Raw genomic sequence first — 12,907 nt, 5'->3', positions numbered from 1 at the left:
TGATTATTTCATAGACAGATTTAAAAGTTTATGTATTTTATATTTTGTTTCACGTGAAACTTTAAAACAATTTTCTATAGAAAGAATTTAGATGCAGTCATATGATGTTGTCGTCATTGGTGGTGGTCATGCTGGTTGTGAAGCCGCTTCAGCTTCAGCACGTGTTGGAGCGCGAACAGCACTTGTTACGCACAAAATATCAGCACTAGGAACAATGTCATGTAATCCCGCTATTGGTGGTCTTGGAAAAGGACATTTGGTTCGTGAAATAGATGCTTTAGATGGTCTCATGGGAAGAGCTGCAGATGCTGCTGGAATTCAATTTCGGCTTCTTAATCGGCGTAAAGGACCAGCAGTAAGAGGACCGCGTACACAAGCTGATAGACAATTATATAAAAAAGCAATTCAAAAAATTTTACAAGAACAAGATAATCTCACTTTAATTGAAGATGAAGCAGTTGATTTGATTGTTAAAGACAATTATACTTCAGGTGTTCTTTTAAAAAAGCAAGGACCTATTCTTTCTGGCGCTGTTGTTTTAGCAACAGGCACATTTTTAAACGGTTTTATTCATATCGGTAATAAAACGTGGGCTGCTGGACGTATGGGCGATAAATCAAGTGTGCAACTTGCTGAACGTTTAAAAAAATACAATATAAATCTTAGTCGATTAAAAACAGGAACTCCTGCTCGTCTTAGCAAAAAAACGATTCATTGGGATGCGCTTCCAAAACAAAAAGCTGATGAAGATCCAGTTCCTTTTTCTCTTTTAACAGAAAAAATTGACCAACCCCAAATTGAATGTGCAATAACACGCACAAATACTCAAACACATAAAATTATACGTGAAAATATTCATAAATCTGCTTTGTATTCTGGAAATATTGAAGGATTAGGACCGCGTTATTGTCCTTCAATTGAAGATAAAATTATTAAATTTGGTGAACGTGATGGCCATCAGATTTTTTTGGAACCAGAAGGTTTAAATGATGATACTATTTATCCAAATGGTCTTTCTACTTCTCTTCCTGAAGATGTACAAATTTCCTTATTAAAAACTATTGAAGGGTTGGAAGATGCTACAATTTTACAGCCTGGTTACGCTATTGAATATGATTTTGTTAATCCACAACAATTGACTAAAACTTTGGAATTGTGCTCCTTATCAGGATTGTTTTTAGCGGGTCAGATTAATGGTACAACAGGATATGAGGAAGCTGCAGCACAAGGACTTTTAGCTGGATTAAATGCTGCACGTAAAGTGGGAAAATTAAATGAGATCATTATAAGTCGTTCTACTGCTTATATTGGTGTTATGGTAGACGATTTAGTTACACGTGGTGTTTGTGAACCTTATCGAATGTTTACATCACGTGCTGAATTTCGTTTATCTTTACGGTCTGATAATGCTGATGCTCGTTTAACACCTTTAGCACAGAAATGGGGAATCGTTAGTAAATTACGTTGGAATTATTTTCAACAAAAACAGCAGCGTCTTGATCAAGCACGATCAATGTGCCAAGAACTTTTTATAACTCCTAATGAAGCTTCTGCTCATGGATTGCAAATAAATCACGATGGGATTCGACGCTCAGCTTATGATCTTCTTGCTTATCCTCATATGACTATAGAACGTCTTTCACATTTTTGGCCGCAATTACAGTCTATTGATTCTAAAACAGTTGAATCTTTAGAAATTGAAGCACAATATGCAGTTTATTTAGAAAAACAAGCACAGGATATTGTTGCTCTTCAACGAGATGAACATTTAGAAATTCCTTCTTCTCTTGATATTCAGTCAATTTCTGGTCTTTCAAATGAACTAAAAACAAAAATTCAGGAGATATCGCCACGTTCAATTGCTGATGCTCAAAAAATTGATGGTATGACGCCCGCAGCATTATCGCTTATTATTACGTATATTCAACGTAAACGACGTGAAAAGGCTAAATCAGCTTAATGAATATTTGCATAGAAAAAAAATATAAGGCATTATTAAATATTGTTCCTTCTGTTTCACGTGAAACAATGGATGATTTAATGAAATTTGAAACTTTAATAATGCAATGGAATACACATATTAATTTGGTGTCCACTACAACAATACCAGTTTTATGGACACGTCACATTTTAGATTCTGCACAAATTTATCCTTTACAAAATGATTTTATGCATTGGTGTGATCTTGGATCAGGTGGCGGGTTTCCCGCAATTGTTATCGCTATTTTTATGAAAGAAAGAAAAACAGGGCATATTGATCTCGTTGAAAGTAATGGAAAAAAAATATCTTTTTTACGAACAGTTATTGCTCAACTTAATCTCCCAGCTACAGTCCATCATTGTAGAATTGAAGATGTCTATCAAAAAATAAAAACGCCAGATGTTATAACAGCGCGAGGATTAGCTTCTCTAGATGATCTTTTAAAGCTTATTTTTCCCTTTTTTACACAAAAAACAATAGCCCTTTTTCAAAAAGGTCGGGATTACTCTACAGAAATTACAAATGCCTCTGCCAATTGGCAATTTAATCTGATAAAACATAAGAGTAAAATTGATGAAAATTCTGTTATTTTAGAAATTTCTCATCTTCTATCACGCAGAGGATAAGGCAAAATGAGCGAAACACGGATTATCGCTATTGCAAACCAAAAAGGTGGAGTTGGTAAAACAACCACAGCAATTAATCTTGCTACAGCTTTAGCAGCCATTGGTGAAAATGTTCTTATCATGGATGTCGATCCACAAGGCAATGCCAGTACAGGATTGGGAATTGATCGAAATAGCCGCCCTCTATCTTCTTATGATGTTTTGGTTTCAGAGATTTCAGTTACAAAAGCAGCTTTGAAAACAGCTGTACCAAATTTACATATTGTACCTTCTACACTTGATCTTTTAGGCGTAGAAATGGAAATTTCTTCATCAAAGGATCGCATTCAACGTTTGCGTAAAGCCTTCTATGATGATCCAAAAATGGAAAAAAAATTCAGTTATATTTTAATTGATTGTCCCCCATCGCTTAATCTTTTAACACTTAATGCTATGGGTGCTGCGGATTCTGTTTTGGTGCCTATGCAATGTGAATTTTTAGCACTTGAAGGTTTAAGCCAATTGCTTGAAACTGTAAAGCAAGTACGATCTGTACTTAATCCGTCTCTAGAAATTCAAGGTATTGTTCTAACAATGTATGATGGACGTAATAATCTTTCAAATCAAGTTGTTGAAGATGTACGCTCTTTTATGGGAGATAAAGTTTACCGCACCGTTATTCCACGAAATGTGCGAGTATCGGAAGCGCCTTCTTTTGGTAAACCGGTATTGCTTTATGATCTCAAATGTGCTGGTAGCCAGGCTTATTTGCGTCTAGCATCAGAAGTAATACAACGTGAAAAACAAGCACGCGCTGCTGCTTAGAAATATAAGAAAATTAATTTTTGTAAAAAAAAAACTCAAAGAGCAAAATTATGAATGATGATCAATCAAAAAAAAGACTAGGACGTGGATTAGCAGCACTGATTGGTGATATAAGTCTAAATAACAATCTTGCATCTTTACCAAGTGATGATAAATCGATAGAATCTAGTACCCTTTCTGAGAGGTTTATTCCTATTGAATCCATTTCTTGTAATCCACATAATCCACGGCGTCATTTTACTGAATCAGAACTTGATAATTTAGCACAATCAATTCGCCAGCACGGTGTTGTTCAACCTGCTATTGTAAGGCCTTCACGCGATCATCCTCATCTATTTGAATTAATCGCTGGCGAACGACGGTGGCGTGCTGCACAACGAGCAAATTTAAGCCAATTGCCGGTTATTGTTCGCGATGTGGATGATAAGACAGCTTTGGAATTGGCAATTATTGAAAATGTTCAACGTGCTGATCTTAATCCTATTGAAGAAGCAAGGGGGTATGAAATTCTTCTGAGTGAGCATGGTTATACGCAAGCAGATTTAGCACAAGTGATTGGAAAAAGCCGAAGTTATGTTGCAAATACACTTCGTTTGTTGAAATTGCCGTTAAAGGTACAACAATTTTTAACCGATGGACAACTTTCAGCGGGTCATGCACGCTGTCTTATAACTGTTGATAATCCACAGGATTTAGCTGAAAAAATTATTCGTGAAGGCCTTTCAGTACGTCAAACAGAAATGCTTGTTGCGTATGAGCAAGAAAATCCTAGAGTTAAAAAACGAACTTCTGTAGAGAAAGATGCAGAAACAAAATCTTTAGAAAAATTACTTGCAGATATGATTGGAATGAAAGTAATCATTCGGCATGGTAAAAAAGGTGGTGATTTAAAAATACACTATTCTTCATTAGAGCAATTGGATGACATTTGCCGACGTTTACAAAATTAATCAATAGCCTAAAATAATGCAAATCTTATCAATATGTTTTTTATAAAAATTCAAATTTCCAAAAGTGCAATGTTATTTTCAGTGCTATAGTGTCAGTTGCATAATTTGGTGTGATATCTTTATTAATTTTGGCTACCGAAAAATATAAACGTTATTATTATTTCTGGTGCTTAATGGTTCCGGCTTTAGAGGTAGCAAGTTTTTGACTTCTTTTTTATTGTTCTATTTTAAAAAGGAAGTTTTCTTTTAAAGAAAAGTTTATCACGATATTGGGATTGTTTATATGTGATAAAGAAAAATGGTTATTTGGGAATACGTTACAAGAAATAAAAGAAAACACAAAAAAAATAAATATTGTCAAAAATTATCTTTTCTTTTCCGTATGTCAGCAAATACCTCTTCATCTGTTGCATTCTCCATTGCGAGATTTTCTCTTAACAAATTATCATCCCAACGAAGAAAAGGATTAGTTGCTTTCTCTTGTCCTAAGGTGACAGGTAAAGTCATAAGATTCTTTGAACGTAACAAAAAAACATCTTCTGCTCTTTGATGAAGCTTTTGATTGTGTGGATCAAGTGTTAATGCGAAAAGAGCATTGGTTTTGGTGTATTCATGTCCACAATAAAGAAGCGTTTCATCGGGAAGTTGACGAAGTTTTTTTAAGGAGTTCAGCATTTGTGCTGGTGTGCCTTCGAAAAGACGTCCACAACCAAGTGAAAAAAGTGTGTCCCCCGCAAAGAGTAAATTTTCTTCAGGAAGATAGTAAGACAATGCTCCTAGCGTATGACCAGGTGTTGAGAGAGCTAAAAGCGTGTGGGTTCCGAAGAAAAAGCTTTCATCAGATTGAAGTGTTTTGTCAAGATGACCAATCTTTTCTTTTTCTGCTTCTGGCCCAATAACTACGGCTTTATAAGTTTGTTTTAACTCTGCCAATGCTTCTATGTGGTCATGATGGTGATGAGTTACAAAAATAGTTTGAAGTGTCCAGTTACGACGTTTTAATGCACTATGGATCGCTTTGCTTTCAGGTGCATCAATTGCGGCCGTGTAGCCACTTTTTTCATCATGAATGAGTACACAAAAATTATCTTCTCGGCAGATAAACTGCTCAATTAACACGTATTTTCTCCATAAAAGTGCGCAGTAATGAATCTATAAAATAATTTGTAATAACGAATGTGTTATATTCAAGAATCAGACTTTTCATTTTCTGTAAAAAGACCTTGTGAGTGTTTCATAATAAGAGGCATTTGGGTAAGCATGAAGAGAACTGTTATAGGCATGACGCCAAATACTTTAAAACTAGTCCAAAAATTATTGCTAAAATTGCGCCAAATTATTTCATTTAAAAGAGCAAGAAAAACGAAGAAAAACGCCCAGCGATAGGTAAGTTTTTGCCATCCTAAATCATCAAGTTTTAAAGTAGAATCGAGAGCATAACGCAAAAGTGGTTTTTTAAAAAACATACCTCCAAAAAGGATAAGGGCAAATAAGCTATTAATAATTGTTGGTTTCATTTTGATGAAAGTATCATTGTGAAGCCAAAGAGTTAAAAATCCAAAGATCAGAACAAATATTCCCGAGATGAGAGGCATTATGGGAATTTTCCGTGCAAGAATCCATGATAGGCTTAAAGCCACAACGATTGCTACCATGAAAATAGCGGTTGCAGGGAAAATAGGTTTATCAAAATTTTTAAAGAGTCCAATATTGTTTATCAGCCATTCACCTTTATAATTGGCAAGAAAAAAGACGACTAACGGTCCCATTTCTAAGAGAAACTTAAGTGTTGGTGAAAAGGCTATTTTTTTATTTATATTTTTTGAATCAGGATTATTGTACAGATTAGGTTTAAAAGAAGTTTTTTTCATGCGTATTTTCCTGCGATAGTTTCGGTAAAATCAGAAGCAGAAAAAGGTTGAAGATCCTCGACATTCTCTCCTATACCAATAAAATAAATGGGTAATTTGTATTTTTCTGCAATGGCGACAAGAATTCCTCCCCGTGCAGTACCGTCCAGTTTTGTCATGACTAAACCGTTAACGCCAGCAATATCGCGGAAAGTATCCACTTGGCTAAGTGCATTTTGTCCGGTAGTTGCATCAAGCGTTTGAAGAATTGTATGGGGTGCTTGGGGTGTATGTTTGCCTAAAACACGAATAATTTTTGCCAATTCATCCATCAGTTCAGTTTTATTTTGTAAGCGTCCAGCTGTATCAATAATCAATACATCACTGTTTGCTTTTTTTGCTTTTTCATAGGCATCAAATGCTAGACTAGCAGCATCTGCACCTAGTTTGGTTGAAATAACAGGAGATCCTGTGCGTTCACCCCAAATATGCAATTGTTCAATGGCTGCAGCACGGAATGTATCACCAGCAGCTAGCATAACTTTTAGCCCTCCTGCAGTAAGTTTGGCAGCAAGTTTTCCAATAGTTGTCGTTTTCCCAGTACCATTTACACCTACCAGTAAAATAACGTGAGGCTTATGATTAAGATCAAGTTCTAGTGGAATCGCAACAGGTTCCAATACTTTTTTGATTTCGTTAGCTACGATGGTGTGAATATCATCTGGAGATAAATTTTTCTCATAACGACTAGAAGCTAAAGTATCAACGATGCGTGTAGCCGTTTCTACACCAAGATCAGCTTGAATAAGGATGTCTTCTAGCTCTTGCAATGTGTTTTCATCAAGTTTTCCCTTGATAAAGAGGTCACTAATTGACTTGCTTAAGCGTTGTGAAGAAAGAGTTAATCCTTTTTTAAGGCGCTCAAACCATGCTGTCTTTTTCGGTTCAACAGAAAATACAGACGAAAGCTCTTCAATTTTTTTTTCGCTGATTGTATCTGTGACAATTATTTTTCCAGAATGTAATTTAAAAGACGGAGTTTTCTTATCATATTTTATAGATGTTGTATTTTGACTTTCTATTTGTTCTTTTTTTTCTATAGAAGATTGATTGTTTTTTGTTTTTTTGCTTCTGTCCTCACTTTCTTCTATCATATCGGGTTCATAAGGAGTGGAAACTTGTTCTATTTTTTGCTCTTTAGATTCGTTAAAAGAGAATATTTTTTTTATAAAAGATTTTGTCATAAGAGTTTTCCTGCTCAAGCTGCGTTTAATTTTGGGAGGACAGCAATCAATTTATCGCCATCGTGGCCAACGATAAGGGCTTGAACAATTGTTCCAGCTTTTGCACCTTTAATTTGTACAAGAGTGTAATCTTCTGTTCGTCCGATTTCATCTTTTTCAATGAGAACTGTTTGCTGACTGTTTTGTAAGCGAGCAAGATGTTTTTGGTAAGCCTCTTCACCTGCTTTGCGCAACCTTTTTGCACGCATCTTAACTATTTTGCGGCTGATTTGTGGCATACGTGCGGCGGGTGTTCCTTTTCTTGGACTAAAAGGAAAGACATGGAGATGTGTTAAATTACAATCATTGATCAAAGAGAGGCTATTTTGGAACATCTCTTCTGTTTCAGTGGGAAAACCAGCAATTAAATCTGCGCCGTAAACCATTGTAGGGCGTTTAGCATGCAAATCTTGACAAAATTGAATTGCATGTTCCCGCAAGTGCCGTCGTTTCATTCTTTTTAGAATCATGTTATCGCCTGCTTGCAAGGATAAATGCAAATGTGGCATTATTCTTTTTTCATAGGCTAAGAGATTGATGAGCTCTTGGTCTGCTTCAATAGAATCGATCGATGAAAGACGCAATCGAGGCAAATCAGGAATGTGATGCAAGATGGTTGAAGTTAATTTTCCTAAAGTTGCTTTTCCAGGAAGATCGTGACCGTAGCTTGTAAGATCAACGCCTGTCAGAACCACTTCTTGAATACCATTACCTATGAGCTGTTTAATCTGTTCAACCACAGCTCCCATGGGAACTGAGCGTGATGGTCCACGTCCATAAGGAATAATGCAAAATGTACAGCGATGATCGCATCCATTTTGTACCTGTACGAAAGCACGTGTGCGTTCTTCCATCGCACTAACCATATGTGGAGCGATTTTTTGTACTTCCATGATATCATTGATAAGCACCTTTTCGGAGTGGTTTATGCCAAAATCAGGAAGTTGACGATAAGAGTGGGCATGAAGTTTGTCTTCATTCCCTAAAACAAGATCCACCTCTGTCATCGATGCAAAACTTTGTGCTTCTGTTTGTGCTGCACATCCTGTAACGATAATGCGGGCATGAGGATTTTCACGTCTCGCTTTGCGGATCGCTTGTTTTGCTTGTCGCACGGCTTCGGCAGTAACAGCGCAGGTGTTAAAGATAATAGCACCATCTTTGAGCTTATCGAGTCCAGAAGAAGTGCTTTCTTTGCGTATGATTTCTGATTCATAGCGATTGAGTCGGCAACCTAGCGTTATAATTTCTATCGCCATCAAAAGTGATCCTTTTTATAGCTTCCTGTTAAAGGGTTAAGAAAACCACTAAATTCATATTTAATTGGGCCAGTCATGATAATGTGATCGTCTTTTTGATAAAAAATATTGAGTGTTCCTCCTGGCAAATTCACATCGATATGGCGTTTTGTGAGTCCACGTCGATAAGCAGCTACTGCACTGGCACAAGCGGCGCTGCCACACGCTTGTGTTAATCCAGTTCCTCGCTCCCATGTTCGTAAAGTTAAACTTTTTTGTGATGTTACGAAAGCGATGGAAATATTACAACGTTCTGGAAAAAGAGGATCATGTTCAAGTTTTGGTCCATACTTTTCTAATGAAATATGTTGAATATTACTCTCAACAAAAAAAATAGCGTGGAGATTGCCAACGGAGACAAGGCAAGCATCTTTTAAGGGACCAGCAGTAATTTCTACGTGATTAGTATCAGCTATTTCACGTGAAATAGGCATTTCCTTTGCATTAAAACTTGGGCATCCCATATCAACGGAAATGAGTTTATCTGTTTGACGTTTACCTTCAATAATCCCAGCAGGAGTTTCCAATCGAAAGGTCTCACCAAAATTGTGATCTATGAGCCATGCAATTACACAACGGGTACCATTGCCGCAAGCCTTAGCCATTGAACCGTCAGCATTCCATATTTCGATGCGGAAATCAGCTTCTTTTAGGGTTGGTGGATGGATAGCCATGATTTGATCAAAATGTGTTTTGGGATCTGCTGATAAAGCAAGGATTGCTTGTTGTGTGATAGCATGTGTACTTTCACGCATATCAGCAACAATGATTTTATTTCCAAGACCGTCCATTTTGCTAAATGGCGTTTTCATGAAACTTCTCTATTTCTAATGCTTATTCATAAGAATATATGACTGAGAATCTTATAAATTTCTAGTGCTTAATAAATATAAAACTGGTGGAAAAAATTATTTATTGTTCAAAATAGGTAATTTTTATCCTATTTTTTTAATTTGTTAATTTATCTCTGTAAAATGCCATATAAAAATGTTCGTTCATTTTTTGAGTGAGCCTATGTTATGTCGTGGGAAAGAGTATAAATATGTCATTTTCAAAAATTTCGTTTTTCGTCACCATATTAATGGTAACCTTTTTAGGAGGATGTTCAACATCGCAGTTTGGCAGTAATGATGGTGACAACACATTAGAAGCTTCTTATCCGCTTCAACAAATGTCAACATCTGAAGTGATGTCTGATCTGTCATCCTCTCACTCGTCAGCATCTGAAGCAGCAAATGTTTCAATGTATGGAAAAGGAGATTCTAAGAGTGATGGACAAATGGTTCAGCTTGAATTGCCAGATAATGCTATCGATTTGTTTCCTGCAAGTATTGCTGGGGTTTGGAATCTTTCTATGGGTGGTAAAGTTTGCCGAATTGCAACGCCACAAACAAAATTTGGCCAAGGATATCGTGCTGCTCCTTTACACTGTTCAGGCCTCTTTTCACAAGTGAATTCGTGGGCTGTTAAAGGAAAAAAATTATATTTCTATAATAGTTCAGGACGTGTTATCGTTGCTCTTTATTCTTCCAATGTTGATCGTTTTGAGGGACGTACACTGAATAATTATCCAGTTGTTTTAAGCCGTTAAATCGTTTTGAGCCATTTATATTATGAAAAAATAAGAAATACGTTAGGTTTATGAAGAGAATTTGTATTTTTCATTGAGAACGGGTTGAAAAAAGGTTGTTTGAATGATTTTAGTTTCAACGCGCTATAAGGAGTTGGTATACAAAGGAGAAATCAGTTTTGATCCGGCTCAATTGGCTTTAACAGAATATTTTGATCGTTTATTAGAAGAAATTACGGAGAAAAATGTTTCTCGGCCGTGGAAATTCTGGCGTTTCTTTAAGAGAAGAAAAAAAAACTCTGTTGTAAAACAGGATGGTTTTGATAATTTCTTTCAGGGACTGTATATTTACGGTGAAGTAGGACGAGGCAAAACCATGCTGATGGATTTGTTCTTTTCTTGTTTGCCCCAGGAACGTAAAAAGCGCGCTCATTTTAATGACTTTATGGCCGATGTACATGAACGTATTAATATTTACCGTCAAGCATCAACACATGCAAAAGCTGGACAAGATGATCCTATTTCAGCTGTTGCTGAAGATTTTGCACGAGAAGCTCAGGTACTTTGTTTTGATGAATTTAGCGTAACAGATATTGCAGATGCTATGGTGTTGGGACGCCTTGTTTCTGCTTTATTTGATAAAGGGGTTTTCTTCGTTGCGACTTCAAATGTTGCTCCTGATAACCTTTATTATAACGGTTTAAATAGAGAGCTTTTTTTGCCTTTTATTCAAATTTTGAAAGCACATGCTCGCGTTATCAATCTTGATGCAAAAACAGATTATCGTCTTGAAAAATCAAATCTACAACACGTGTATATAACGCCGTTAGGGTTGGAAGCAAATGAATACATGGATCAAGCGTGGGCACTGGTGTTGCAAGGACAGAAGGAAATATCTGATGAACTTTCTATAAAAGGGCGTCTTATTCATATTTCACGCACCGGAGCGGGTTGTGCGCGCTTTGATTATCAAGATTTATGCACAAAGCCTTTGGCAGCGGCTGAGTATTTAGCATTGGGGGAACGTTATCATACGATTTTTGTCGATAATGTACCTGTGATGGATGATACATGTCGCAATGAAACGAAACGGTTTATTTTATTTATTGATATTTTGTATGAACGCCACATAAGATTATTTATGTCAGCGGCAGCCGTACTTGAAGATTTATATAAAGGACATGCACAGACGACAGAAACATTTGAGTTTAAAAGAACGCAATCACGTCTTTTTGAAATGCAGAGTCAGGATTATTTGAAACTTTGGGCAGAACATTTTCTTTTGAAGGAGAATAGTTGATTATATTTTTACATAAACTGTAAAAACAACAACTCTTTGAAACTAAAAGAAGTGTAATAATTCTGTTGTATTTTTTTTAAATTCACTTTATCGATACACCATGGTAGTTTTCTAATAGTTGTTTCTATAGAAGAAAAAAAATTTGGTAAATTTCATGTCTTTCTCTTTTTGATGACATTATTGAAAATATGACTAAGATAAAAAAACATTCAGTATACTGGCGCTGATGAATGTGCGCTGATTTGTCTAACGTTAGGAAAAAAAATGGCACGAAAGAAAATAGCTCTCATTGGTTCGGGCATGATTGGTGGGACTTTAGCGCATATTATTGGGCTTAAAGAACTTGGTGATGTTGTCTTATTTGATATTGCGGAAGGTTTACCACAGGGTAAGGCTCTCGATATTGCTGAATCTTCACCCGTTGACGGTTTTGATATTAGTCTAAAAGGTGCTAATGCTTATGAAGAAATTGAAGGTGCAGATGTTGTTATTGTAACAGCAGGAGTTGCGCGAAAACCTGGTATGAGCCGTGATGATCTTTTGGGCATTAATCTAAAAGTGATGGAGCAAGTTGGTGCTGGGATTAAAAAATATGCGCCTTCAGCATTTGTTATTTGTATTACGAATCCCCTTGATGCAATGGTATGGGCATTACAGAAGTTTTCAGGTCTTCCTATACATAAAGTGGTTGGTATGGCTGGTGTTCTTGATTCGGCACGTTTTCGTTATTTCTTATCTAAGGAATTTAAGGTCTCTGTTAAAGATGTGACAGCGTTTGTTTTGGGAGGTCACGGTGATTCAATGGTGCCTTTGGTGCGTTATTCAACGGTTGGTGGTATTTCTTTGCCTGATCTTGTGAAGATGGGGTGGACAACACAGGAAAGAATTGATCAAATTATCCAACGTACTCGTGATGGCGGTGCAGAAGTTGTTAGTTTGTTAAAAACAGGCTCTGCTTTTTACGCACCAGCGGCTTCTGCTGTTTCTATGGCTGAAGCCTATTTAAAGGATACTAAGCGTGTTGTTCCTGTCGCAGCCTATCTTTCAGGTGAATACGGAGTTAATGATACTTATGTTGGTGTTCCCGTTGTACTTGGTTCGGGCGGTGTTGAACGGATCATTGAAATTGATCTTGATAAAGAGGAAAGAAGTGCTTTTGAGCATTCAGTGGATGCAGTACAGAAGCTTTGTGAAGCTTGTATCGCTATTGTGCCTGGTCTCAAATGAATTGAGCAAGGCTCTGTT

General features: G+C 36.6%; 12 protein-coding genes. 7 read left to right on the top strand and 5 right to left on the bottom strand.

Annotated elements, in window-relative coordinates; all coding sequences use genetic code 11:
* The first annotated feature begins 91 nt into the window (after positions 1 to 91).
* From mnmG to V3564_RS06385, 4 genes are read left to right on the top strand one after another with little or no spacing between them, the layout of a single operon-like run.
* Positions 92 to 1,960 (top strand): tRNA uridine-5-carboxymethylaminomethyl(34) synthesis enzyme MnmG, encoded by a 1,869-nt coding sequence (gene mnmG / locus V3564_RS06400; protein ID WP_455480739.1) that lies wholly within the window; start codon positions 92 to 94, stop codon positions 1,958 to 1,960.
* On the top strand, positions 1,960 to 2,607 hold the full coding sequence (gene rsmG / locus V3564_RS06395) for a 16S rRNA (guanine(527)-N(7))-methyltransferase RsmG (protein ID WP_455480738.1): 648 nt from the start codon (positions 1,960 to 1,962) through the stop codon (positions 2,605 to 2,607). Before mnmG ends, rsmG begins: the two co-directional genes overlap by 1 nt.
* Before the next feature lie 6 nt (positions 2,608 to 2,613).
* Positions 2,614 to 3,411, top strand: coding sequence for a ParA family protein (locus tag V3564_RS06390; protein ID WP_455480737.1), 798 nt, complete (start codon positions 2,614 to 2,616; stop codon positions 3,409 to 3,411).
* A gap of 50 nt (positions 3,412 to 3,461) precedes the next feature.
* Positions 3,462 to 4,361: a ParB/RepB/Spo0J family partition protein gene (locus V3564_RS06385; RefSeq protein ID WP_455480736.1), complete on the top strand. Its 900-nt coding sequence runs from the start codon at positions 3,462 to 3,464 to the stop codon at positions 4,359 to 4,361.
* 357 nt (positions 4,362 to 4,718) lie between these two features.
* Here the strand turns inward: V3564_RS06385 and gloB are convergent, their stop codons facing one another.
* The 5 genes from gloB to dapF all read right to left on the bottom strand — a co-directional run bounded on the left by gloB (position 4,719) and on the right by dapF (position 9,604).
* Positions 4,719 to 5,480 (bottom strand): hydroxyacylglutathione hydrolase, encoded by a 762-nt coding sequence (gene gloB, locus V3564_RS06380; protein WP_455480735.1) that lies wholly within the window; start codon positions 5,478 to 5,480, stop codon positions 4,719 to 4,721.
* Between the two features lie 68 nt (positions 5,481 to 5,548).
* Positions 5,549 to 6,232 (bottom strand): septation protein A, encoded by a 684-nt coding sequence (locus V3564_RS06375; RefSeq protein WP_455480734.1) that lies wholly within the window; start codon positions 6,230 to 6,232, stop codon positions 5,549 to 5,551.
* On the bottom strand, positions 6,229 to 7,455 hold the full coding sequence (gene ftsY / locus V3564_RS06370) for a signal recognition particle-docking protein FtsY (RefSeq protein WP_455480733.1): 1,227 nt from the start codon (positions 7,453 to 7,455) through the stop codon (positions 6,229 to 6,231). Before ftsY ends, V3564_RS06375 begins: the two co-directional genes overlap by 4 nt.
* 14 nt (positions 7,456 to 7,469) lie before the next feature.
* On the bottom strand, positions 7,470 to 8,753 hold the full coding sequence (gene mtaB / locus V3564_RS06365) for a tRNA (N(6)-L-threonylcarbamoyladenosine(37)-C(2))-methylthiotransferase MtaB (RefSeq protein WP_455480732.1): 1,284 nt from the start codon (positions 8,751 to 8,753) through the stop codon (positions 7,470 to 7,472).
* On the bottom strand, positions 8,753 to 9,604 hold the full coding sequence (gene dapF / locus V3564_RS06360; RefSeq protein ID WP_455480731.1) for a diaminopimelate epimerase: 852 nt from the start codon (positions 9,602 to 9,604) through the stop codon (positions 8,753 to 8,755). Before dapF ends, mtaB begins: the two co-directional genes overlap by 1 nt.
* A gap of 230 nt (positions 9,605 to 9,834) precedes the next feature.
* On the opposite strand from dapF, the gene V3564_RS06355 reads away from it, so the two are divergent.
* The 3 genes from V3564_RS06355 to mdh all read left to right on the top strand — a co-directional run bounded on the left by V3564_RS06355 (position 9,835) and on the right by mdh (position 12,889).
* Positions 9,835 to 10,383: an AprI/Inh family metalloprotease inhibitor gene (locus V3564_RS06355; protein WP_455480730.1), complete on the top strand. Its 549-nt coding sequence runs from the start codon at positions 9,835 to 9,837 to the stop codon at positions 10,381 to 10,383.
* A gap of 103 nt (positions 10,384 to 10,486) precedes the next feature.
* Positions 10,487 to 11,662, top strand: a complete 1,176-nt coding sequence (gene zapE, locus V3564_RS06350; RefSeq protein WP_455480729.1) for a cell division protein ZapE — start codon at positions 10,487 to 10,489, stop codon at positions 11,660 to 11,662.
* Positions 11,663 to 11,926: 264 nt separating this feature from the next.
* Positions 11,927 to 12,889, top strand: coding sequence for a malate dehydrogenase (gene mdh / locus V3564_RS06345; protein ID WP_455480728.1), 963 nt, complete (start codon positions 11,927 to 11,929; stop codon positions 12,887 to 12,889).
* Positions 12,890 to 12,907: the final 18 nt, after the last annotated feature.

The sequence above is a fragment of the Bartonella sp. B12(2025) genome (assembly GCF_053795135.1).
Note: the sequence above shows the minus strand (reverse complement) of the source record. Positions and strands in the feature narration are given on the sequence as shown.

Coding starts and splice junctions, on each gene's coding strand:
- V3564_RS06375 (WP_455480734.1), bottom strand. CDS start 6,232: ATGAAAAAAACTTCTTTTAAACCTAATCTGTACAATAATCCTGATTCA.
- mtaB (WP_455480732.1), bottom strand. CDS start 8,753: ATGGCGATAGAAATTATAACGCTAGGTTGCCGACTCAATCGCTATGAA.
- V3564_RS06385 (WP_455480736.1), top strand. CDS start 3,462: ATGAATGATGATCAATCAAAAAAAAGACTAGGACGTGGATTAGCAGCA.
- mdh (WP_455480728.1), top strand. CDS start 11,927: ATGGCACGAAAGAAAATAGCTCTCATTGGTTCGGGCATGATTGGTGGG.
- mnmG (WP_455480739.1), top strand. CDS start 92: ATGCAGTCATATGATGTTGTCGTCATTGGTGGTGGTCATGCTGGTTGT.
- dapF (WP_455480731.1), bottom strand. CDS start 9,604: ATGAAAACGCCATTTAGCAAAATGGACGGTCTTGGAAATAAAATCATT.
- V3564_RS06355 (WP_455480730.1), top strand. CDS start 9,835: ATGTCATTTTCAAAAATTTCGTTTTTCGTCACCATATTAATGGTAACC.
- rsmG (WP_455480738.1), top strand. CDS start 1,960: ATGAATATTTGCATAGAAAAAAAATATAAGGCATTATTAAATATTGTT.
- zapE (WP_455480729.1), top strand. CDS start 10,487: ATGATTTTAGTTTCAACGCGCTATAAGGAGTTGGTATACAAAGGAGAA.
- ftsY (WP_455480733.1), bottom strand. CDS start 7,455: ATGACAAAATCTTTTATAAAAAAAATATTCTCTTTTAACGAATCTAAA.
- V3564_RS06390 (WP_455480737.1), top strand. CDS start 2,614: ATGAGCGAAACACGGATTATCGCTATTGCAAACCAAAAAGGTGGAGTT.